Origin of the sequence: Parvimonas sp. M20 (assembly GCF_035282425.1) — a bacterium.
In the GTDB taxonomy this organism is placed as follows: domain Bacteria; phylum Bacillota; class Clostridia; order Tissierellales; family Peptoniphilaceae; genus Parvimonas.
The window spans coordinates 61446-86576 of sequence record NZ_JAYKBQ010000001.1; the positions used below are offsets into that span (position 1 = coordinate 61446).

A 25131-nucleotide genomic window follows, 5' to 3' on the forward strand; every position below is an offset into this window, starting at 1 on the left:
AAATTTTAATCACCTCCGGAAGTCCTGTTTAGAAGCAAGGAATGAATTTGCCACAGTTCTTTTGAGAAATGTTCAATCTCTTTTTTCATATCGCCTATGTCCTCTTTGTAGATAACACCGGTCGAATTTACTCGCTTTGCAATCTGATTGATGTTGTTTGTTGCGTTGGAAAGTAAGCCTTGTAAATCTCTGAAAGGCTCTAAATCTAACTGATAAATTTCCTTTTCCAAAACACATTTGCGAATGAAGTGGCTCATATTTCTGCACTTTGCAAGTTTTCTTTTTTTCTCAAAAAGAGCTTTTTCTTCTTTGGTCAACTTAATTTCAAGTCGTTCATTTCGTATTCTGTTTGCCATAGGTATTTCCTCCTTTAGATGTATTTCGGGGTCTTAGGGTCTCCCTAACAAGCTAAAAATTGATAAAAAAAGAAGCAGATCCCAAAGGGCTGCTTCATCAATTTTTCCGTAAGTGTCCGTACACTTACTGTGCTTGCTACAAAAGAATGATTTATAGAAAGCTTTAAGCATATTTGGACTTTATTATAACATATAAAACCAGATATTGATATGATTTTATGAACAAAATAAAACCATTTGGAGTATAATATAACTATTTAGAGTAGCGACACAAAGAATATTCCTGTAAAATGAGAACAATTATAAGTTAGCAATATCTAACTTAATTATTTGTAAATTTTATGGAGGTATTATTATGAATCAAGAATCTCAAAACAACAAATTAAACTCTAAAGATTTAATAAATGTGGGAATTTTTACTGCAATTTATTTTGTTTTATATTTTGTAACTATGATGTTGGGATACATTCCTATTTTTACGATTTTGCTGGGAATCCTTACACCAATTGTATGTGGAATACCGTTTATGCTTTATGTTACTAAAATAAACAAATTTGGAATGGTTAGTTTAACAGGAATAATCATAGGAATATTATTTATGGTTATGGGTAGTGGCATTTTAGTTTTGGTTTGCTGTGTTATCTGTGGAATACTTGCTGATGTTGTTATGAGAGCAGGTAAGTATAAAGATATAAAATTTATTATATTAGGATATTCTTTTTTTTCATTATTAAGCAGTGGATTTTTTGCAAGAATATATTTTATGAGAAGTGAGTTTTTGAAAACTGTATCAGAAGGATATGGAGCGGAGTATGCAAAAACTTTAGCGGAACTTACTCCAAATTGGGTTCTTCCGGTTTTTGTACTTTCTTGTTTTGTTGGTGGAATTTTAGGCGGAATATTAGGCAGAGCTGTTTTAAACAAACATTTCAAAAAAGCAGGAATAGTATAATGAAAATGGAGATAGATTATATATTTGAAAGCAAAAAATCCATATCTCTTGATCCAAGAACCAAAATTTTTTTAATGATAATAGTTACCACAATAATGACAGCCGGTAGTTCAGTAGGAATAATGTATTATATACGCTTTGCAACGCTTATCTTACCTTTATTGTTGTTAAGCATTGATAAAAAGTGGAATATAGTTTGCAGACTTTTAATAACATATAGTATCCTTTTCATATTGGAACTAAAAATATTTCCGATATTGTCAGGATTAGGCTTTTTTATTTTGGGAGCATTAATAGGTATATATATAAGAATTCTACCGGGATTCATTATGGGGTATTATTTTATCAGTACAACAACAGTAAGTGAGTTTATAGCAGCAATGGAGAGAATGCATTTGTCTGATAAAATTATTATCCCACTTTCCGTTGTATTCAGATTTTTTCCTACAATAAAAGAAGAATACTCATATATAAAAGATGCAATGAGAATGCGAGGCATTAATTTATGTGGCGATCCTGTTAAAATGCTGGAATACAGGTTAGTGCCACTTATGATTTCGATTACAAAAATAGGAGAAGAATTATCAGCTTCAGCATTAATTAGAGGATTAGATTCATCAGGAAAGAGAACCAATATATGTAAAATTGGATTTAAACTTTTAGATGTGTTATTAATAATATATTCATCATTGCTTTTCTTAGGATTTATCTTTCTATAATGAGGATGGTGAGAATAAATGATCGAATTTAGAAATGTAAGCTTTAGTTACGGTAATGTAAGTGAGAAGAAAGACAGCATATCAGAAATTAGTTTTTTTATCAAAAAAGGAGAAACGGTATTATTTTGTGGCGATTCAGGATGTGGAAAATCTACTGTAGGAAGGCTTATCAATGGATTAATACCCAATTATTATGAAGGAAATATAGTAGGGGAAATATACATTAATGGTGTTAATTCGGATAAATGCAGTTTGGAAGATATATCTAATATTAGCGGAAGTGTTTTTCAAAATCCTAAAACGCAATTTTTCACTGTAGATACGACAAGTGAATTAGCTTTTGCAAGTGAGAACAAGGGAGTTTCTGAGACTGAAATTATTTCTAAGATAAAGAAAACGGTCAGACTTTTTAATATAGATAATTTGTTAGGGGAAAATATCTTTTCCTTATCGGGAGGAGAAAAACAAAAAATTGCTTGTGCTTCAGTTTCTGTTACAGATCCTGATATTATAATTTTGGATGAGCCGTCCTCAAATCTTGACAAACAGTCTACTAAAGATTTAAGGAATATAATAGAGTTATGGAAAAAGCAAGGAAAAACTATTATTATTGCAGAGCATAGATTATATTATCTGCAGGGTTTACTGGATCACATATTTTATATGGAATCAGGTAGAATAGTTGATTGCTATGATGATGAAAGCAAGTTTTATGAGCAACATAAATCTAAAATAAGACCGTTTACTTTAAGTAAGTATCCGATAGAGGTAAGAAAACTGACCGGAACGGAAACTTTTATTCTATCAAATTTGAAATTTGCTTATAAGAAAAACAAAATGATACTTGATATAGAAAATTTACAATTTCCATTAAATAATGTTGTGGCAATTATTGGAGACAATGGTGCAGGGAAATCTACATTTGCACGCTGTATATGTGGCTTGGAAAGTAAAGATAGAAGTAAAATTAAATATAATGATAAAATATTAAAGAAAAAGGACAGATTGCGTAATTGCTATATGGTGATGCAAGACACAAATCATCAGCTATTTACAGAAAGTGTAGAAGATGAACTGTTATTAGGGGCAGATAAAACTATAAAGAATGATATAATAAGTATAATGGAAGAACTTAATTTACTGGAATTAAGAGAAAGACACCCGATGTCTTTATCAGGCGGTCAAAAACAGAGAGTTGCAATTGCAAGTGCTTTGACATCAAATCGTGATATTTTGATTTTTGATGAGCCTACGAGCGGTTTAGATTTAAGCCATATGATACAGGTCGCTAATGAAATCAAGAAGTTAGCGGATAAAAGGAAAACCGTTATAATAATTACTCATGACTATGAATTTATAGCTACCTGTTGTAACTATGTGATTCAAATGGATAAAGGACGAATAAAAGAACAGTATCTTTTAGACGATAAGGGATTTGTAAAATTAAAAGAATATTTTTTGAACTGAGGTGATATGTTTGCTTGAAATAAATCAATTCATGTTAAAGCAAGGTATGAATAAAATTTGCGAAGATAGAGTTTGTGCAGTATATGAAATGCAACAAGATAGAGGAAATGGGACAATAATCTGTTATCAGGTTTTTCCGGGAATTTCGGTGATGTATAATAATTTTCATGCCACCGTAAACTCAAAACGCATAGAATCAGAAAATAATTGTCTTAGCATACATCACTGTAAGGAAGGAAGAATTGAATCAGAAACTATAAATGGAGAATATTTATATTTAGAACCGGGAGATGTTCTAATTGAAAAATTGGATTCAGAATATAGTACCTGTAGTTTTCCATTATCACATTTCCATGGAATAACTATTAATATTTCCTTGTCAGAGAATGTAGAGGGAAGATTGAATGAGCTTTTAGGTTATTTTAATATTAATACTATGGAGATTAAGAAGTTGTTTTTATCAGACAATACTCCATTTGTATTACACGAGGAGGCAATGATAAATCATATTTTTGGAGAGTTATATATGCTTCCGGACAAAGTAAAGAAGGAATATTTACAAATAAAAATAATAGAGCTGTTTATTTTGTTAAAATCTATTGATCTAACGCAAGTAAACAAAACACAACAGTATTTCTACAAATCACAAGTGGAAAAAATTAAAGAGATAAAAAGTTTGATTACAGATAACTTAGATAAGCACTATACAATGACAGAATTAGCAAAAATGTATGATCTATCATTATCAGCTTTGAAAAAGTGCTTTAAAGGTGTATATGGGGAGGCGATATACTCATATTTAAGTAGTTACAAGATGAATGTAGCAGCCAGCTTATTGTTAAAAACGGATGAAAGTGTAACAGCAATAGCAGGGAAAGTTGGCTATACTAATGTGAGTAAGTTCTCAGAGGTTTTTAAAAAGAACTATGGCAAAAGCCCGATGGAATATAGAAAAATAAATATCCAAACAGAGTAATATATAGCTATTCAGGGGAGCAAAATATATTAGAAATCTATAAAATAGAACTATGAACAAAATCATGGTTCTATTTTATTTTTTAGGAGGGGTAGCTGTAATGAAGAAGAAAAGTTGGATAAAAATAGCTCTTTCATTTGCAGTTCAATGCAAATGGAAAATTTTATTATCAGTAATTTGTGCTATTATTGGTGTTTTTGCGGGAATTGTACCATATTGGTGTGCATATAAAATAATTGAATTGTTTGTTAATGGGAGTATTTCTTTAAATCAGATTGCATATTATTGTTTGGCGGCGGTTTCAGGATATGCTGTCAGATACTTATTCCATGGAATTTCAACTACATTATCACACTTGTCTGCATATAACATATTGGAAAATATCAGGCTTAGTTTGGCAAGGACATTTGTTAAAGCACCACTTGGCTATGTAATGGGAGAATCTGTTGGAAAGCTTAAAAGTGTAATAGTTGATAGAGTAGAAACAATCGAACTTCCTTTAGCACATGTAATACCGGAATGTATATCTAATATTACTCTTTCAATAAGTGTATTTGCATATTTAACATTTATTGATTGGAGAATGGCGTTAGCAATGCTGATTACAGTACCGATTGCCGGCACTTCTTATATGATAATGATGAAGAACTTTAACTCGGAGTATGCCAAATATATGGAAACGAGTAATTATGTAAATAGTGTAATTGTTGAGTATGTAGAAGGAATTGAAGTGATTAAGGCATTTAACCAATCAACAACTTCATATAATAAATTTGTTAATGCAATAAAAACTTTTAGAAATTCGACTTTGGCATGGTACAAAAGTGTTTGGAAATACATGAATTTTGGTAATTCTGTTCTTCCATCCACTTTTTTAGGAGTGTTACCAATAGGATTAATCCTTTATGTAAATGGGCAAATTTCTCCACAAAATCTGGTCATATGTTTGATCTTATCATTAGGTGTTGTCGGACCTATGATGAACTTTACAAATTACATTAATGAAGCTAAAGCAATAGAGTATGCTTTGCATGATGTAAGCAGTGAACTTGAAACACCGGTATTAAGCGACTCAGAAAAAGATATTGAGATAAAAGACAATACAATTGAACTGAAAAATATTTCATTTTCATATGATGGAAATTTAGACAATAAAGTTCTATCAGATATAAATTGTATTTTTAAAAAGAATGAGTTTACAGCTTTAGTTGGTCCTTCCGGAAGCGGAAAAAGTACAATAGCAAGATTAATAGCAAGATTTTGGGACACAAATGAGGGGAGTATATTAATAGGTGGAGTGGATATAAGAGATATATCCATTTCAAAATTGAATGAATTAATTAGTTTTGTTACACAAGACACCTATTTATTTAATTGCTCTGTTAAAGAAAATATTCGCCTTGGTAATCCGGATGCTTCAGATACAGAAGTTTTTAATGCTGCAAAGCTAGCTTGCTGCGATGAATTTATAAAAGAATTGGAAAGTGGATATGATACAGTTGTTGGAAATGCCGGGAATAAGCTATCAGGAGGGGAAAAACAGAGAATTTCTATTGCAAGAATGATATTAAAAAACTCTCCAATAGTAATACTTGATGAAGCTACTGCATTTACTGATCCGGAAAACGAGAGTAAATTACAACAATCCTTGTCGGCATTATCTAAAGGGAAGTTATTGCTGGTAATTGCTCATAGATTATCAACAATAAAAAATGCAGATAAAATAATAGTTTTGAATAATGGAAAAATTGATAATATGGGAACTCATGGAGAACTGTTGCAAAATTGTGAACTGTATCATGATATGTGGCTATCTCATATTGGAGCGAAAAACTGGTCAGCAAATTCAAAAAGGAAGGAGGTATTGTAATGTTTGGAATGATAAAGAGGCTCATAGGCTGGACTGGAAAATATAAAAAAAGAGTTTATATCGGATTTATTTATGCCTTTATAAATAGTATTTTTACTTCCCTGCCGATCATGCTTGCGACATATGGGCTGGGATTGGTTTTTGACGATTACAAAGGAATTAGAACTTTTGACAATGATCAAATTATTTATATTTTTCTATTGATGATTCTTGTAATTGGAGGAAGATTCTTATTTTCATATTTAAGAGCTGTTACTCAGGAAAGTGTTGGTTGTGAAGCCACAGCAGAACAACGAATTCGTTTGGGAAATATATTTAAAAGAGTTTCGCTTGGCTTTTTTAACAGCAACAATATGGGAGAAATATCTTCTGCTGTAACCACAGATTTATCATTTATAGAAATGTTGTCTATGAATATGATTAATACAGTTGTAAATGGATATATTACGGTTTTGGTAATGATATTGTTTTTGCTGTTTTATTGTCCATTAGCGGGAATTATCTCATTAAGCGGTATAGTTTTATCTGCTTTATTTTTATACATTGCGGCTAAAATTAGTGATAAAAATGCTTCCATTCATCAAAAGGCTCAAGACAGCATAGTAGAAAATACAATTGAATTTTTAAGAGGGATGCAGACTATAAAAGCATTTAAACAAGAAGGCGTATCTGTGCAAGGTATTAGGAAAGCATATAAAAATCATAAAGATGTAAATATTAAAATTGAATTGGAAAATTGCCCATATAATTGTTTGCACCAATTTGTATTAAAAGCCGCCTCAGTTGGAATTATAGCTGTTAGTGCATATTTAACATATACCCGAAAAATGGATGTAAACATTATGCTTATGATGGATATGTTCTCGTTTGTTATGTTTAGCCAAATAGAGCCATTAAGTAATGCAATTCATGTAATAGAGGTTGTTAATAAAACATTAGATAAATTAGAAAAAATAGAAAAGGCGGATATTATAGATAAAGGCGGGCAGAATATAGAGTTAAAAAGACATGACATAAAGTTTTCTGATGTATGTTTTTCCTATGACAAAAAGCAAATATTAAATAATATTTCTTTTTATATTCCGGAAGGCAGTACCACAGCCATTGTAGGTCCTTCAGGAAGTGGAAAAACAACAATTTGTAATTTGATTGCAAGATTTTATGATGTGAATAGTGGAGTTATAACCGTTGGGGATAAAAATATCAAAGATATAACCTGTGATAGTCTTTTGAAGAATATTTCAATGGTATTTCAAAAAGTGTACTTATTTAATGACACAATAAAAAATAATATTTTATTTGGTAATCCAAATGCTTCTGATAATGAAGTAATAAATGCAGCCATAAAAGCACATTGCCATGAATTTATTTCAAAATTACCAAATGGATATGACACTATCATAGGCGATGGCGGGGCTACCTTGTCGGGAGGAGAAAAACAACGAATTTCAATAGCAAGGGCTATCTTAAAAGATTCTCCAATAATAATACTTGATGAAGCTACAGCAAGTGTTGATCCGGAAAATGAGCATTTAATTCAAAATGCAATAAGCTCACTAACAAAAGGAAAAACAGTAATTGTTATTGCTCATAGATTAGCAACAATTCAAGATGCAGATCAGATATTGGTTATTGATAATGGTGATGTAGTTCAGAAAGGTAATCATCTTGAGCTGATTAATCAAGATGGTATTTATAAAAATTTTATAAACATAAAAGAATCAGCGGAAGGATGGTGTATTTCATAATTTAGCTGTAAGGAATGGAGGGTTGAAAATGAAAAAAAATTTATATTTAATAGATGAAAGTCAGAATATTTTGCATAATCTTTTTTTCAATAGGCTTCATAATTGTTCAGCTTTCCAAACACTATTCAGTACAATTTAATACATTTAAAGGAAGAACAAGTTCCTTTCATTTTAGAGGACTTCTTATGCTTAAGTGCAGGAGTCCTCCTTTTTTTGCCTGAAAACAAGCAGACAGAAAAAGAATGGAGGACTTGAAATGAAAAAAGAATACTACCTTTATGTCAATGGGCAAAAGGTGAAAGTCAGTGAGGAGATATATAAGGTCTACTGGCGTGAGAAAGAGCATGAAAAATATTTGGAGCAGGTGGACAGGAAAAACCACTTGCTCTTTTTTTCATCATTAGACCATGATGGACATTTCTATGAAAACATTGTTGATGAAGGCATTGATGTGGAAAAGATTGTGGAAACACAGATGATGATTGAAGCGGTCAGAAACGCTATATCAAGGCTCAATGCAGAAGAAAAGGACATCATAGAGCGTTTGTACTTTCATGATGAACCAGTCCGTTCGGTAGCAAAGTTAAAGAGTATCACACACCCGGCTTTGATTAAGAAAAGAAACAAAATCTTAGAGAAGCTGAAAAAATTTATCGAAGAAATTTAGAATTTCGGTAACCAAAGGGGTCAAATTTTCCTTATATAAAGTGAAGGGGAGTTTGACCTCTTTTACTTTCTTTAAACAAGAGATAGGTTGCTATGGCAAATTGGAAAATAGAAAGAAAGATCCCTTTCAAATATTTTGTTCTTTGACAACTAAATAGACCAAGGTAGGACTTTATCTGCTTGTGGAGAATTATGACTTACGCCAAGACCTTTCTGCTGAGAGATTTCGGTTTTATGAATACTGGTTAAACCAAGGAAATAAGAAAGTGAGCGATAAATAAGATTACATAAAAAACAGATGTGGCAGTCTGTTCGTTGATACAGGCGGTGATAATGATACTTCAACAGTTTATGCCGGCTCGTCTCGAATAAGGGGCGGAGGTGAGATTCCTATGTTGTCAGCCAAGACACCTACCAATGTCATAAAACTTAAAAAAGAAAACAACAGGGAAAGGAGTTTTTTTATGAATGCAGAAGAATTAGCAAGATATAAAAACATGTCAGCGGAAGAGATAGACAGGAAAATTGTCCCTGATATTGAAAATATAAAAGATAAGAAAAATGCAGAGCCGCTTTCCATGTACTTTATGAAAGTCGGAAATGTCATTGTTAAATGTAGCTATGCAGAGAATGGAAGAAGTTTGGAGGATTGCTTTTTGTCTTACCTAAAAAAGAAAGCAATGCTTCTTGATTAAAATATGATAAAAGGGGCAGACTTTTTTACAAATCTATGGTATAATACGAATCAAATAGGGATACAACTTCATAAGAGCTGAAAGACTCCAAGTTATCATATTTCTCCTTAAAAAAGAATATGAAAGTTTGGAGGTTTTGTTATGTCTAAAAACAATTTAGATACAGATGTTCTCAAAGTTGCCATGTATCTTAGATTATCACAAGATGATGAAAAATATGATAAAGGCTTTAAGGTGGAAAGCAACAGCATTTCCAACCAAAGACTTCAGATTAATGACTTCATTGATAAAAATGAGGATATGGAGCTGATAGAAGAATATGTCGATGACGGATATTCAGGGATAAACTTTGAAAGACCGGCATTTAAGAAAATGATGGAAGATGTCATCACAGGGAGAATTAACTGCATTGTTGTAAAAGACTTATCCAGATTTGGCAGAGATTATATTGATAGCGGAAGATACCTGCAAAGAGTGTTTCCCACTCTTGATATAAGATTTATTGCCCTAAATGATAATTATGACAGCTATACAGCCAGTGAAACGGAAAAGAACTTGGTCATTCCGTTTAAAAGCTTCATCAATGACAATTATTGTAGGGATACTTCCGCAAAGGTCAGAAGTGTCTGCAAGGTAAAGAGAAAACAGGGACAGTTTATATCAAACTATGCTCCTTACGGCTATGAAAAAGATAAGGAAGATAAGCACAAAATAGTAATTGATAAAGAAGCGGAATATGTGGTGCAGAAAATCTTCTCCATGAAGCTTGAAGGGTACAGCTCCTACTCGATTGCCAAACACTTAAATGATAACGGAATATTATCCCCGATGGAGCATAAAAAAGCAAAGGGTATCAGGTATAAGACAGGCTTTAGCACAAAGGCGGTTGCCAAATGGGATACGCCGGCAGTTAATCGCATTTTAACCAATGAGGTCTATATCGGAACACTGCAACAGGGAAAACGGGAAAAGATAAATTATAAGCTGGATAAAGTGGTTTCCAAGGATAGAAGTGATTGGATTGAAATTGAGGATAATCATGAAGCCATTATTGATATTTATGACTTTGAAATTGTCCAAAAACTTTTGAAATGTGATATAAAGGCAAAAAATGTTGGGGAGAAAGCGGATTTGTTTTCAGGTCTTTTATTTTGCAAGGACTGTAATGCTCAGATGACGAAGAAAGTTGATAAGAGAGGGAAAACTCCCACTGTCTACTATATCTGCTCCCAATACAACAAAGGAAAACAGTGCAGCAGGCACTCAATCAAACAGGAGGATTTAAAAGTAAGCGTACTTGAGATGATTCGCCATTATATCAACTCTCTTGGAAAGTATGAAAGCATTTCGGAAAAAGTAAGGGACATGGAAGTATCCTATGAGCTTTTTAAGAAAATAGATAAAAGACAGGAATATACCAAGAAAAGCAAGGCGAAATTTGAACTTTTGAAATCGGCTCTATATCAGGACTTAAAAGAGGGAATCATTTCAGAAGAAGAATTTTATGGTATGAGAGAGTTTTATACAAACCGTATCGTAGAAAGCGAACTGATTTTAGAAAAGCAGAATAAAGAAATTTCAAGACTCTATCAAAAGAGTTTGGGAAACAAAAACTTCCTGTCAGATATTAAAAAGTACAGGAATATAAGCACCTTAGAAAGAGGGCTTCTTGTAAGACTTGTCGATAAAATCTATGTTTTGGAAGAAAAAAGGATAGAAATCCATTTTAACTATGATGAAACTACAGATATACTGGATAAGTTAAGCGACTACACAAAGCAATCCTCCGAGCTGATGAAGGAGGTGGTGTAGATGGCAAGGACAGCGAACAGGCGGGCAAAAGCGGAAGAAGCTCTGTTAAGCAAAGAAAGCGGAAACAGTTTTCAAACAGCGATTTACACAAGAATATCAAGAGATAAAAAAGAAAAGCCGAGTGATTCCATTGAAAATCAAATTGCTCTTTGTGAAAGTTATATAAAGAAAAATGATGGTCATAATTTGGTTGGAATATATAAAGACATCGCAAAGACAGGGACAGAATTTGAAAGACCTGACTTTGAAAAACTTATGGGAGAAGTAAGGACGGGAAAAGTCAACTGCATTATTGTAAAAGACCTATCCCGCTTTGGAAGAAATTATACGGAGCTTGGAAACTTCATTGAAAAGATATTTCCGTTTCTTGGAGTAAGATTTATTGCGGTTAATGACAATCTGGATACCTTTCACATGGAAGATCCCAATAAATCTCTTGAGGTAATCTTGAAGAATATTGTAAATGAAACTTATGCAAAAGACATTTCAAAGAAAGTATCAAGCTCTCATCAGATGAGGATCAAACAAGGCGGATTCATCTGTGGTGCGGCTCCTTATGGCTATACAGCAAGAAAAGATGAAGATGGAGTAAGACGGTTATATGTTGATGAAAATACAGCTTCCATCGTAAAAGAAATTTTTGATGCGTATTTGAAGGGATTTAGTACACTTGATATTTCAAAGTTACTGTTTGAAAAGAAAGTATATATAGCAACTGATTATAGGAAGTTTGGAAAAGCTAAAGCTGATGAAAATGAGCTTATAAGAGCGTGGATGCCGACAACAATATTACAAGTGCTTAAAAATCGTGTATATACAGGAACACTCATTCAAGGCAGAAATCAAAAGCATTTATTTGAAGGTAAAAAGAGAGAAAGGCTTGACGAAGAACATTGGACAATAACAGAAGATGCCCATGAAGCAATTATCTCGCTTGATACATTTGAAAAGGTACAGGAGAAAATTTCCTCAAAATCTAATTCCATTAAAAATAGCAGAAAAGAAAATAAGAATGCTAAGGATGATACAGCCTTTAGAGGAAAACTCTATTGTGGGATTTGCAAGAGAAAAATGAGCGTACACAGGCAAAAAAGTGGTAAGAAAACTGTATTTTATTTTAGCTGTAATCGGTTCAGAGAATTTACAACAGAAAAATGCGGAACATCTATTACAGAGGCTACTCTTGAAAAAACTGTTAAAGCAGCCTTTGATGCTATTCTTTTTAATAACAGTAAAAGTTATAAGGCTTATCTGAATGCTTATGACAATCTTAAAATAGAGATGGATAAGAAAAAGGAAAAAGAACTGACAGAAATCGGCAGAAGAATTTCAGGACTGAGCAGACTTCAAAGTGAGTATTATGAAAAATATGTTTTGGGCAAGTGGAGTAAAGAAGATTTTGAAAGGGAAAAAGGACTTCTGGGTAAAAAGAAAGCAGAACTCGAAAGTCTAAAAGAAAGACAAGTTGCTATCTTTGAAAAAGAAGTATTTGAACTTGAAGAAAGGCATAAGTGCCTTACAGCACTTTTTAAAGGTAAAACAAAGAAATGGGATAAAGACTTTGTAGATAGCATCATTGATAAGATCTTTATAGGGAAAGATAACACAATAGAAATCAAATTTAATTTTGAAGAAAATCCTGTGATTACTGAAAAACTCGGTAGAAAGACAAGGAGGAGCTGATATGAATACAGTAGATTTTTATTTAAGACTTTCCTTAGAAGATGACGACTTAAAAGACGAAAGTAACAGCATTACTTCCCAAAGAGAAATCTTAAAAGACTATATCAGTTCAAGAGAAGAATTTACTGGAGTGAAGATAAGAGAACACATTGATGATGGCTATACCGGAACAAATTTTAATCGTCCTGCATTTCAAAAGATGATAGGTCTTGTGAAGAAAAATGAGATAAGAACTATTCTTGTAAAGGATTTATCACGATTTGCAAGAGATTATATTGAATCCGGAGCATATATTGAGCAGATATTCCCTTTTATGCAGGTTCGTTTCATCTCTGTGAATGACAATTATGACAGTAATAACAATGAGAATGGAATCAGTAGTTTAGAAATTCCTTTTAAGAATCTTGTCTACGACTACTATTCCAAGGACATTTCACAAAAAATCAGTTCATCAGTAAGAGTAAGACAAGATAGAGGGTATTATTTCGGTTCAAAAGCACCGTATGGATATGTAAAAGATGAAAAAGACCATCATCAGCTACTTGTCGATGATAGAGTGAGAAACATCATTGAAGAAGTCTTTGAAAGATACCTTAGTGGTGAAAGTATGCTTTCCATTTCTAAAGATTTTAATCATAGAGGTGTTCTGACGCCGGCAAAACATATAGGGCTTAAAAGAGGAAGTGGAGTATGGACAGGACAGATTATTAGATATGTTTTAACACAAAGAGTTTATACAGGAGCTGTTGTTGGTGGAAAGACAAGGGTACAGGAAGTTGGTTCTGATAATAGGAAATGGGTTGATAGCAAAGACTGGATAATTAGAGAAGATATGCATGAAGCTATTATCTCTAAAGAAGATTTTGGTAAGGTTCAGGATATGCTAAACAGCAATGCAAAACTAATCAGTAGAGAGCGGAAGCATTTTCATATTCTTCAAGACAAAGTCTATTGTGGTAAGTGCTATCATAAAATGACTTATACAGTTAATTATGGAAAAACAGATGGATATTGCTGTCCCTATCGGTACAAAGCAAAAGACTGTGGCTGCATGAAAGGGAAGATAAAAGCAGAAACACTGGAAGATATTGTTTCAGAAGAGATTAAACTTTATACAGAGAGCTTTCTTGAAAAAGAACAGACAAGAAAGATTGAGCATAAAGTTATGGAAAGCATTTGTGAAAGCCTGCTTGACAGGAAGAAAAGACTGGAAGCGGAAAAGCAAAAGATTCAGGTTTCCAAAATGCAGCTTTATGAAAAGCATAAACAGGACGAAATAGATAAGGAAGCATATTTATCAAAGAAAGAAGATTTAAGCAAAAAACTTAAAAATACAGAACAGGAAATAGCCATCATTACGGACAAGATAAAAGAAAATACATCTTCAGGACATAACCTTAATGTTGATAAGCTAAGAGAAGCGGTTACAAAAGGAGAGCTTGTTTTAGACTGGATCAACGAAGTCATAGACAGGATTTATGTTTATGATAAAGACAAGGTGGAGATTATTTGGAAATTTGAGAAAGGGAATGGAAAAGATGGATAAAAAAGACGAAATTATGCTTGTAAATCAGGAATCCCTTGCAGAAAAAATTTATATCATAAGGGGACAGAAAGTAATGCTTGACTTTGAACTGGCAGAGATTTATGGGTATGAAACAAAAAGATTTAATGAGCAGGTCAAAAATAACATTGAGAAATTTGACGATGATTTCAGGTTTCAACTTACAAAAGAGGAATGGGAAAATTTGAGGTCGAAAATTTCGACCTCAAAATCGGAAACAGGTTCAGGAGGAAGAAGATACTTACCTTATGTTTTTAGTGAAGCCGGAATCTACATGCTGATGACGGTTCTTAAAGGAGAGCTTGCGGTCAAGCAGAGTAAAGCCTTAATACGTACTTTTAAGCAGATGAAAGACTATATTGTGGAAAACCAAGGCTTGATTGGACAAAGAGAATTTTTACAGCTTTCCATGCAGATAACAAGTAATGTCGTAGAAATGCAAGATTTAAGACGGGATTTAATGAATGTGGAAGATAAGGTGGCAGGATTGGTGGACAATTTAGGTAATGTTGTGCATAAATCTGAACTGTCCGAGTTAATTCTTGATCTTAGCAATCCTCAGCTAAAATATGGATTTTTGCTTTTAAATGGAGAGCCGATTGAAGCGAATCTTGCTTATAAGGACATTTACAGCATAGCGAAAAAGAGTATCTATATCGTCGATAACTATATCGGAGTTAAGACACTTGTACTGTTAAAGGATATACCCTCATCGGTAGAAATAACTATATTCAGCGACAATGTTGGTAAAGGACTTCATACCCTTGAATACCAAGATTTTTGCAAAGAATATCCGTTTAGAAAGATAAAGTTTCAAAAATCCGGTGGAGAGTTCCATGACAGGTATATTATCATAGATTGGAATACAGATAAGCAGAGGATATACCACTGTGGAGCATCTTCCAAAGATGCAGGGCAAAGAATCACAACTATATCGGAAGTAGTTGACCAAGTAGTATATGCAGACCTGATAAACAAGCTCTTGAAAAATCCAATTTTAAAGTTAAAATAGAGTAAAAAAAGTTGATTGGAAATTTGAAAAAATATGTATCCAATACTTGACACAAGGGTGTAATGTAAATTATAAAGCGATAAAGGACTGTAAACATCATCACACAGTTTAAATAGAAACATACTGTAATGTAAATCAAATACCGCAAGTATTCTGTGTAGCTAGTATCTTCGTTTAAATAGAAACATACTGTAATGTAAATACCGTTGCGACCTCCAACATAAAATGTTGGTTCAAAATAGTTTAAATAGAAACATACTGTAATGTAAATATAGCTGTATAAATGTTGACGTTGTATTCTGCTTTTATGTTTAAATAGATACATACTGTAATGTAAATATTCTATTAGTGGTAAATATCCATTGTTTTTTAATAGTTTAAATAGAAACATACTGTAATGTAAATATTTCTTATATCAAACTTTGCTTTTCTATCATTCCTAGTTTAAATAGAAACATACTGTAATGTAAATGAAGGATATATAAAAGCAAATAAAACTCTTAAATTGTTTAAATAGAAACATACTGTAATGTAAATATCTCTTTTAGTTCTTCAAGAGTTAAAATTTTTCCGTTTAAATAGAAACATACTGTAATGTAAATTTAACATCAACATTATTCTTTAAATCGTTTAATATAGTTTAAATAGAAACATACTGTAATGTAAATAGAGCAAGCCCATATTCAGTTATATTTCTGATTTTAGTTTAAATAGAAACATACTGTAATGTAAATTAGAATTTCAGTATTTTTCCAATGGGTTGAGTTTCTAGTTTAAATAGAAACATACTGTAATGTAAATATGGAAAAAATGGGCTTGTTTTGATAAAATAACTTTGTTTAAATAGAAACATACTGTAATGTAAATTTTTTACTTGTTATTAGGCTTTAAAGAAACAACAAAGTTTAAATAGAAACATACTGTAATGTAAATGTTTGATGATTAACTGTATCATTAACTGATTTTATGTTTAAATAGAAACATACTGTAATGTAAATTTTGTTGCTCCTAGTAGTTTTCCACTTGTTACTGCGTTTAAATAGAAACATACTGTAATGTAAATAAAAATTGTTCCGAAATATCTTCCACTTTATCAAAGTTTAAATAGAAACATACTGTAATGTAAATGAAAGTTTGATAATAGAACCATATCCATTTGGGTTTTGTTTAAATAGAAACATACTGTAATATAAATATGATATAATATAGACAATTAGTAAATAAATTAAAAGTTTTAATAGAAATCTATTGGAATTGAAATATAGTATAGAAATTGAGTGAATTATCAGCTAAATAATATATGAATTGTTTATTATAAATATTGATAGAAATGTTAATATTTTGTAAAATATAAGATTTTTGTTGTGGAAATTTTATTTTATACATTTGAATGATTAAGTGAGGAGGAATATAATTGTCATTTATACAGAAGATAAAGTGTTTTTTTACTGGTAATTTTAAAAATAATGATTTGCCTAAAAAAGTCGAACTTACATCAAGTAAGTATTTTGAACTTTCTGCAGCAGAATGGAAAGTGCTTATTAGAGAACATATTACTCCGATTATTGAAAAAGAGTTACAAATGAAGCAAATTGGAGATTATTTATGGGCAAGTGAATATAACAGTATGGGAATGAGGAAGGTGCTTTCATTCTTTTGGATAAATAGTGCTTATGCAACTTTTAAATGGGGATGGAATTTTAAATTTATGCCGAAGTACTCTCGTGGTAAAGTTGTCTGGACAAGAACAGATAAAAGTGTTTTTACACATATATACGAAGTGTCAAAGGATTTTTACGACAGTAGCGGTAGAAGTGAAAGAAAAAGAAAAGCATATGATAGAGTTATTGTATCTAGGATTTATTACAATGAAAATAATTCTAAAGATATAATCGTAGATATGACAAAAGATTTTCAAAAAAAGTTAAAAGCATTGCTTCCAACTATTAAACGATATTACAATGCTACAAATACATTAGAGTCTGTACTGAGCAGAATAGACTTAAATATGGAAAATTATTATTATAGATTTATTAATCCGGAACTTGTAGTCTTAAGAGTATTCATCTTATATCGTTTAAATTTAAAAGAAGAAGCACTCTCTCATTTTGAAAAAATCTCTTTTACAAGTGATGATATAAGAGAGCAATACTATAAGAAATTACTTTCAATTTAAAGTAGGATATAAGGAGTTGAAAAGAGTTTATATGAAATTATTAAATTTAATTACTAATTTGTTTAAAAAAAAAGAAATTTTGAGTGAAGAGGAAATTACTCTAAGAGAACTTATATCAAAAAATATCTATATTACAAAAGAAGAAAAGGCATTAAAAAATCTTATTGTTAATAATCCTGAAATTGCAGAAAAAGTATATAGAACAGCGAAAAATAAATCTTACAGAACAAGTTTCCATTTTTTACTCGAATTAGCTAAAATTGGTTACGGAAAAGAATTTATATTTGAAAAAATTCATAGGTATTCTTATGAAAGGGAATTTCTTAAAGGTGAGTGCTCACCGGAAGAAGAAATGGCAGTTAAGAAATGGCTGGCTTGTGATACTGATGATATGCCAAAGAAGATTCCTCGTAAAAGATGTTGTATAGTATGTATGGGTGATATAGAAAATAGATTTTTGGCATCTACATCTCTTGTAAGTGAACATGTTGCAAGAGAATGTGTTTGCGCATTTTATACTGGCCATGTAGATTCATTTAAATGGCCTGTGCGTGGAATGTTGCTTGAATTTGGAGAAGAATACACTAAAAATTTTTTAGACAACTTAGTTGAACGTTACAAAATTTCTAAGGAAGATTGCATGTTGATGTTTACTGGTATTTATTCAATTGGATATAGGGTAAAAATAGAAACAGAGTTTTATGGTAAATTCGTTGAAGAATGGATGAAAAACGATGAAAAACATTATAAAGAAACGATATCGTCAAATTCGGATTCAGATCTTGGGAAAAAAATGATGAAGAAGTTGGGCATTAAAAAGCAGAAAAAGTCTTAGAAATATTTTATTGTGTTCTAATTCTGGCGGAATTGTTGGATGTGGTAGTAATATTTTTTTATCATTTGCAAAATTATATACAAATCGTTATAATATATATTACTTAAAAGATTTTAAGTTTTAAATTAATGTTATTTTTTACATAATTTATGATGTAATTAATAATATTTAAGGAGGAAAAATGAAAGCTATATTATTTGATTTGGATGGAACTTTGCTTCCTTTGGATGAGAAATTATTTGTTGATATTTATTTTACAGAATTGTCAAAAGTGTTTTCTGTTTATAATATTGAAAGTAAGAAACTTGTTGAAGCTATTTGGACTGCGACTCATGAAATAATTAAAAATGATGGGAAGAAAACTAATGAAGATGCTTTTTGGGATAAGTTTACGAGTATTATAAATATTGATTTATCTGATGTGAAAGAAGTATTGCAAAAATTTTATGCAAATGAGTTTTTCACTAAGCTAAAGAAGTGTTCAACTGAAAATAATCTAGCAAAAGTTGCAGTTGAACTTGCGAAGAAGAATGGAAGGAAAGTTGTTCTTGCTACTAATCCGGTTTTTCCTATAGATGCATTAGTTAGATTGAAATGGACAGGACTTGATATTGATGACTTCGATTATGTTACTCATTATAGTAATAGTTCTTTTTCTAAGCCGAATCCTAAATATTATTTAGATTTATGTGAAAAACTGGATGTTGAACCTAAGGACTGTTTGATGATTGGAAATGATGAAAGGCAGGATATATTTGCAGCGAGTAGTGCCGGGATGAATTGTTATTTAGTAACGGATTATCTTTATACTTATCCTGAATGTGAAGTAAATTGTGAAAAAGGAAGTTTTAAAGATTTAATTGAAAAATTAAAAACTTTATAATTGAAATATGTATAAATTAAAAAGACAACAATTGTATGAATTGCTGTCTTTTTGTATGTTTTTTTAAAATTATTTCTTCTTGGCTATTAAAAATTTTATTTTTATTCCTAAGGATTTGAATTTATTTTCATATTCTGTTTCTATATTTTGTGGATAGTCAAAGTTTGCTAAGTCATAAGTGATTAGAATTACTTCAAATCCATTTTCGTTAAAGTATTCCAAACTTGCTTCGAAAAGATCGTCATCATCTGTTTTGAAGTGAATTTCTCCTTCTTCTATAAGTAACTTATTGTATTTTGCTAAAAAGTTAGGATGAGTTAATCTTCTTTTATGATGTCTTTTCTTTGGCCAAGGGTTACAGAAGTTTATGTAAATTCTGGATATAGAATTTTCGTTAAAAAACTCATCTATTTTTTCTATATTTGTTGGAATTGCTCGAACATTTGATAATTCTAAGTCTCTGATTTTTCTAGTAGCATATACAATAGCATTTGTGTCCAAGTCCAATATACAGTAATTAATGTCCTTGTTAATATCAGCAATTTCGCTTATAAATTTTCCTTTTCCACAACCGAGTTCAAGATTTATAGGATTGTTGTTTTTAAATTTTTCATTCCATTTTCCTTTTAAGTTTTCTGCATCAAATATTACTTGAGCATTTTCTTTCATTTCCGGGACTGCCCACCATTTTTTTCTAAGTCTCATTAATTTTCCTTTCATAAAAAATTTTTTCATCATAATTATTATATCATATTTTTGAATTTTATATTTATTTTATAAAAAATTTAAAAAATTTTTTAACTACTAATAGTAATATTTTTATATCCACCAAAATATTTTTAGAAATACCACAAAACATACTATATATAGTTAAAAATAAAATTTAATTTCTATATATATTTTGTTTTATAATGGGTATAAATTTGCGGAGGTGATTTTGTTGAGGATTATAAAGAGAGATTTATCAGAAGTATCATTTGATATTTCAAAGATAGAAAATGCAATTTATAAAGCATTTATTAGTGTTGGTGATGAAGATAAAAAGTTACTTTCAAAACGATTGGCAGAAGAGGTTTTTGAAAGTATTTTACAAGATAAGGCAGAAAATTCAAGTATAAGTGTTGAAGAAATTCAAGATTATGTTGAAAAGACTTTAACTAAGAATAATCATTATGAAACTTTGAAAAGCTATATCTTATATAGAGAAAAGAGAAATTCATTAAGAAAAGAATTAAATTCTTTTAGAGAATATATTGAAGATGAAAGTTTAATTGAAGTTCTTGCTAAAATTCAAAAAGATTTTTCAACAGAAGGTTATGAGCTTGATATATTATGTAGAAAGTTTTTGTCTTTTGTTAAACCAAATTCAACTTTGAATGAAAAAGTTGAGCTTTTGATAAAGGCATCTTCCGAATTAACTTCAAAGGAAAATCCAAATTGGGAGTATATTTCTGCTAGAATTTATGCTTATAAAATTCATAATGAAATTGTAAATTATGAGAAAGAATGGCATATTGTTGATTTTAAATCAAAGATACAAGTTTTAACAAAAGCTAGTTTATATGGAGAATATATTTTAGAAAATTATTCAAGTGATGATATTGACGAGCTTGAAAAGTATATAGATAACAGTAGAGATGAGTTATTTACTTATTCATCTTTAGATTTAGTATATAAGAGATATTTAATTTGTGATTCACATAAAAAAGTAATTGAAACAATGCAAGAAATGTTTATGGGCATTGCTATGCATCTTGCAATTCCTGAAAAAGATAGAGTTTCTTTTGCAAAAAAAGTTTATGACGTGCTTAGTAATTTAAAGGCAACTGTAGCAACTCCTACAATGTCAAATGCAAGAAAGCCGTTCCATCAACTTTCTTCTTGTTTCATAGATACCGTTCCTGATACACTAAAAGGAATTTACAGAAGTATAGACAATTTTGCTCAAGTTTCTAAACATGGTGGCGGAATGGGACTATATTTTGGGAAAGTTCGTGCAAGTGGTTCAGATATTCGTGGATTTAAGGGTGTTGCAGGTGGTGTTATCAGATGGATTAAACTTGCAAATGACACAGCAGTTGCAGTTGATCAACTAGGTGTTAGACAGGGTTCTTGTGCTGTTTATTTAGATGTATGGCATAGAGATATTCCTGAGTTTTTAAACCTTAGAACAAATAATGGAGATGACAGAATGAAGGCTCATGATGTTTTCCCTGCAATTTGTTTCCCTAATTTATTCTGGCGTTTAGCAAAAGAAAATATCAATTCTAATTGGTACTTATTCTGCCCACATGAAGTAAAGGAAGTAATGGGCTTTTGCTTGGAAGATTTTTATGGAAAAGAGTGGGAAGAAAAATACAGACTTTGTATTAAAGAGCCAAGACTTGATAAAAGAATTTTAACTGTTAAGGATTTAGTTAAATTGATTTTAAAGAGTCAAGTTGAAACCGGAACTCCATTTATTTTTAATAGAGATAATGCAAATAATGCAAATCCAAATTCACATAAAGGAATGATTTACTCATCAAATCTTTGTACAGAAATAATGCAAAATATGAAAGAAATTTTAGATGTTGAAGATAAAATTTTACAAATAGATGGAGAAGATCATGTTGTAACTGATGTTAAAGCAGGAGATTTTGTAGTTTGTAACCTTGCGAGCTTAGTTCTTGGAAATATTGACCTAAAAAATGATGAAGAAATGGAATTTGTAGTTTCTACAATGATTAGAGCATTAGATAATGTAATTGACTTAAACTACTATCCAACACCTTTTGCAAAAATAACAAATTCAAAATATAGAGCAATTGGACTTGGAACAAGCGGATATCATCATGCTCTTGTAAAAAATAAAATTATGTGGCAAACTGAAGAACATTTAGAATTTATGGATAAAGTTTATGAAAAAATAAATTATTTTGCTATTAAAGAAAGTTCAAAAATTGCTGAAGAAAAGGGAAGTTATAAGTATTTTGAAGGTTCAGAATGGCAAAATGGAAAATATTTTGAAAAAAGAGAATATAATTCTAAGGAATGGATTGAACTGAAAGAAAAAGTTGCTAAAAACGGACTTAGAAATGCTTATCTTTTAGCAGTAGCTCCTACAGGTTCAACTTCAATTATTGCAGGAACTACAGCAGGTGTAGATCCTGTTATGATGAGATATTTCCTTGAAGAGAAAAAAGGTTCAATTATTCCGAGAGTTGCTCCTGATTTAACTCCTGAAACTTTTTGGCTATATGAAAATGCTCACGAAGTAGATCAAACTTGGTCTATAAAAGCGGGTGGAGTTAGACAGAGACATATTGATCAAGGACAAAGTTTAAATCTTTATATCACTACAGATTATAAGATGAGTCAAATTTTAAAACTTTTGATTTTATCTTGTGAAGTTGGTTTAAAGAGTATTTACTATATAAGAAGTAAGAGTTTAGATATTGAAGAATGTGATAGCTGTTCAGCATAGGAAGGAGAGATTATGGAATTAAATAAAAAAGCTCTATTTAATGAAAATGGCGATATTGAATTATCAAAAAGAAAAATGATAAATGGAAATACAACAAATTTGAATGATTTTAACAATGTAAAATATACTTGGACAACTGAATGGTATCGTAATGCCATGAATAATTTTTGGATTCCGGAAGAAATAAATTTGTTCCAAGATTTAAAAGATTATAAAATGTTGGATGAATATGAAAAAACTGCTTTTGATAAAGTTTTAAGTTTTCTTATATTTTTAGACAGCATTCAAACTGCTAATCTTCCATATATCGGAGAGTATATTACAGCAAATGAAATCAATCTTTGTCTCACTATCCAAGCTTATCAAGAAGCTATTCATTCTCAAAGTTATGGATATATGTTAGATAGTATATGTTCTCCTGAAGAAAGAACAAATATTTTATATCAATGGAGAGATGATGAACATCTTCTTGCAAGAAATAAATTCATTGGAGATTTATATAATGAGTTCCAAGAAAATAAAGATCCATACAGTCTAGTAAAGACTATGGTTGCAAATTATATTCTTGAAGGGGTTTATTTTTATTCAGGATTTATGTTCTTCTATAATTTAGGAAGAAATGGGAAAATGCCGGGCTCAGTACAAGAAATCAGATATATAAACAGAGATGAAAATACACATCTTTGGTTATTCAAAAAAATGCTTTTAGAATTACAAAATGAAGAACCAGAATTATTTACAGAAGAAAAAGTTGCTGTATATAAAGATATGATTAAAACAGGTGTAGAACAAGAAATTGCTTGGGGGAAATATGTTTTGGGAGAAAACATTCCTGGTCTTACAATGCAAATGGTTGAAGATTATATTAAATATCTTGGAAACCTTAGAAGTACAGCTTTAAACTTTGGAAAACTTTATGATGGTTATGATGAAGAACCTGAAAGTATGAAGTGGGTTAGTGAATATTCTGATCCAAATGCGATAAAGACAGATTTCTTTGAAGCAAAGCCTTCAGCATATTCAAAATCAAGTATAATTGATGACGATTTAGATGATTTATAAAAATATAAAAACTACTTTTTTGATTTTTCAATTAAGTAGTTTTTTTTACAAAAATTTTGATTTTAGCTATTGCAAAAATAAATTAATAGTAGTATAATATTAACACAAATAAGAATTATTTGCATTAAAGAAATTTTAAGGAGGATTATTTATGAATATAAAATTGAAAAAAATTATTTCAATTATTATGATTAGCTGTATGTTTTTAGTTGCTTGTTCATCAAATAAAGATGAAAAAAATAAAGAGCAAAAAACTACAGAACAAAAAGGAAATAAGAAAGTTATTTATACAACTTTTTTCCCTGTAACAGATCTTACAAAGAGAATTGTTGGGGATAAAATGGAGGTTAAAACAATAATAAAAGGAAATCAAGAACCACATTCCTTTGAACTTAAAGCGGGAGATATGCAGGAAATTGTAAAAGCAGACTTGATTATTTATAATGGTGCAAATATGGAGTCTTTTATTTCTGCTATTGAAGATACTGTTAAGGATAAAAATAAATTTTTAAATCTATCACAAGGATTGACTTTGTTAGAAAGTGGAGATGGATTGGAAGAGGAAGAAGAACACGGAGAACATAAAGATGGGGACAAACATGACGATGAACATGGACATAATCATAAACACGGACATGATCATAAACATGGACATGATAAAACAAATCCACATACATGGCTTAGTGTAAAAAATGCTATTATACAACTTGACACTATTTATAAAAAAGTTTCTTCTATAGACCCTGAAAATGAAGCTTATTACAAGGAAAATCTAAAAAAAGCACAAGATGAATTTAGAGCTTTAGATAAAAAATTTGAAACAGAGCTTTCAAAAGTTAAGAGTAAACAAAAGTATTTTGTTGTAAGTCATGCTGCTTTCAACTATTTAGCAAATGATTATGGATTAAAGCAAGTTGCAGTAACAGGTATATCACCAGAGGATGAACCATCAGCAAAGCAACTTCAAAAAATTGCCGACTTTGTTAAGAAGTATAAGATAAATACAATTTTCTTTGAAGGAAAAGCAACTCCAAAAGTTGCAGAAACTCTTGCTAAAAACACAAACACAAAGACTGATACTTTATACACAATGGAAAATTTGACAGATGAAGAAATTAAAATGGGATATTTAAAATTAATGGAATTAAATTTAAAAGCTTTAGTTAAATCTTTTAATGAATAGGAGGAG

General features: G+C 30.7%; 20 protein-coding genes and 1 CRISPR repeat array. Of the genes, 18 read left to right on the plus strand and 2 right to left on the minus strand.

What is annotated here, in order from left to right; all coding sequences use genetic code 11:
• Positions 1–5: 5 nt before the first annotated feature.
• On the minus strand, positions 6–356 hold the full coding sequence (locus tag VJI93_RS00260; RefSeq protein ID WP_022525744.1) for a plasmid mobilization protein: 351 nt from the start codon (positions 354–356) through the stop codon (positions 6–8).
• 355 nt (positions 357–711) lie between these two features.
• Between VJI93_RS00260 and VJI93_RS00265 the strand changes: the two genes are divergently transcribed.
• The 15 genes from VJI93_RS00265 to VJI93_RS00335 all read left to right on the plus strand — a co-directional run bounded on the left by VJI93_RS00265 (position 712) and on the right by VJI93_RS00335 (position 19414).
• Positions 712–1308 (plus strand): MptD family putative ECF transporter S component, encoded by a 597-nt coding sequence (locus VJI93_RS00265; protein WP_323998467.1) that lies wholly within the window; start codon positions 712–714, stop codon positions 1306–1308.
• Positions 1308–2027, plus strand: coding sequence for an energy-coupling factor transporter transmembrane component T (locus VJI93_RS00270; protein ID WP_009530396.1), 720 nt, complete (start codon positions 1308–1310; stop codon positions 2025–2027). Before VJI93_RS00265 ends, VJI93_RS00270 begins: the two co-directional genes overlap by 1 nt.
• A gap of 18 nt (positions 2028–2045) precedes the next feature.
• Positions 2046–3494, plus strand: coding sequence for an ABC transporter ATP-binding protein (locus tag VJI93_RS00275; protein ID WP_115351893.1), 1449 nt, complete (start codon positions 2046–2048; stop codon positions 3492–3494).
• A gap of 10 nt (positions 3495–3504) precedes the next feature.
• The gene (locus tag VJI93_RS00280; RefSeq protein ID WP_009082967.1) at positions 3505–4470 is read left to right on the plus strand and encodes a helix-turn-helix domain-containing protein; all 966 of its coding nucleotides are present in this window, start codon (positions 3505–3507) and stop codon (positions 4468–4470) included.
• A 100-nt stretch (positions 4471–4570) separates the two neighbouring features.
• Entirely contained in the window at positions 4571–6340 is a 1770-nt protein-coding gene (locus VJI93_RS00285; RefSeq protein ID WP_323998468.1) for an ABC transporter ATP-binding protein, read from the plus strand.
• A complete protein-coding gene (locus VJI93_RS00290; protein ID WP_115351894.1) occupies positions 6340–8088 on the plus strand; it encodes an ABC transporter ATP-binding protein in 1749 nt (582 codons plus the stop codon). Before VJI93_RS00285 ends, VJI93_RS00290 begins: the two co-directional genes overlap by 1 nt.
• A gap of 256 nt (positions 8089–8344) precedes the next feature.
• Positions 8345–8755, plus strand: coding sequence for a sigma-70 family RNA polymerase sigma factor (locus tag VJI93_RS00295; protein WP_006267676.1), 411 nt, complete (start codon positions 8345–8347; stop codon positions 8753–8755).
• Positions 8756–9218: 463 nt separating this feature from the next.
• Positions 9219–9449 (plus strand): DUF6870 family protein, encoded by a 231-nt coding sequence (locus VJI93_RS00300; protein ID WP_004802629.1) that lies wholly within the window; start codon positions 9219–9221, stop codon positions 9447–9449.
• A gap of 141 nt (positions 9450–9590) precedes the next feature.
• Entirely contained in the window at positions 9591–11261 is a 1671-nt protein-coding gene (locus VJI93_RS00305) for a recombinase family protein (RefSeq protein ID WP_323998469.1), read from the plus strand.
• Entirely contained in the window at positions 11262–12944 is a 1683-nt protein-coding gene (locus tag VJI93_RS00310; protein ID WP_323998471.1) for a recombinase family protein, read from the plus strand.
• 1 nt (position 12945) lies between these two features.
• A complete protein-coding gene (locus tag VJI93_RS00315) occupies positions 12946–14490 on the plus strand; it encodes a recombinase family protein (RefSeq protein ID WP_323998472.1) in 1545 nt (514 codons plus the stop codon).
• Positions 14474–15520, plus strand: coding sequence for an ORF6N domain-containing protein (locus VJI93_RS00320; RefSeq protein WP_021003049.1), 1047 nt, complete (start codon positions 14474–14476; stop codon positions 15518–15520). The genes VJI93_RS00315 and VJI93_RS00320 overlap by 17 nt, the downstream gene beginning before the upstream one ends.
• 106 nt (positions 15521–15626) lie before the next feature.
• Positions 15627–16715: a CRISPR direct-repeat array (repeat unit 30 nt; unit sequence GTTTAAATAGAAACATACTGTAATGTAAAT).
• A 219-nt stretch (positions 16716–16934) separates the two neighbouring features.
• Complete coding sequence (locus VJI93_RS00325) at positions 16935–17696, plus strand: hypothetical protein (protein WP_323998473.1); 762 nt, start codon at positions 16935–16937, stop codon at positions 17694–17696.
• Positions 17697–17727: 31 nt separating this feature from the next.
• On the plus strand, positions 17728–18531 hold the full coding sequence (locus tag VJI93_RS00330; protein ID WP_323998474.1) for a hypothetical protein: 804 nt from the start codon (positions 17728–17730) through the stop codon (positions 18529–18531).
• 181 nt (positions 18532–18712) lie between these two features.
• The gene (locus VJI93_RS00335; protein ID WP_323998475.1) at positions 18713–19414 is read left to right on the plus strand and encodes an HAD family hydrolase; all 702 of its coding nucleotides are present in this window, start codon (positions 18713–18715) and stop codon (positions 19412–19414) included.
• A 69-nt stretch (positions 19415–19483) separates the two neighbouring features.
• Here the strand turns inward: VJI93_RS00335 and trmB are convergent, their stop codons facing one another.
• The gene (gene trmB / locus VJI93_RS00340) at positions 19484–20119 is read right to left on the minus strand and encodes a tRNA (guanosine(46)-N7)-methyltransferase TrmB (protein ID WP_323998476.1); all 636 of its coding nucleotides are present in this window, start codon (positions 20117–20119) and stop codon (positions 19484–19486) included.
• Positions 20120–20354: 235 nt separating this feature from the next.
• Between trmB and VJI93_RS00345 the strand changes: the two genes are divergently transcribed.
• From VJI93_RS00345 to VJI93_RS00355, 3 genes are all read left to right on the plus strand, one after another.
• Positions 20355–22880, plus strand: coding sequence for a ribonucleoside-diphosphate reductase subunit alpha (locus VJI93_RS00345; RefSeq protein ID WP_323998646.1), 2526 nt, complete (start codon positions 20355–20357; stop codon positions 22878–22880).
• A gap of 12 nt (positions 22881–22892) precedes the next feature.
• Complete coding sequence (locus VJI93_RS00350) at positions 22893–23942, plus strand: ribonucleotide-diphosphate reductase subunit beta (protein WP_323998477.1); 1050 nt, start codon at positions 22893–22895, stop codon at positions 23940–23942.
• A gap of 151 nt (positions 23943–24093) precedes the next feature.
• A complete protein-coding gene (locus VJI93_RS00355) occupies positions 24094–25125 on the plus strand; it encodes a metal ABC transporter substrate-binding protein (protein ID WP_323998478.1) in 1032 nt (343 codons plus the stop codon).
• The last annotated feature ends 6 nt before the right edge of the window (positions 25126–25131 follow it).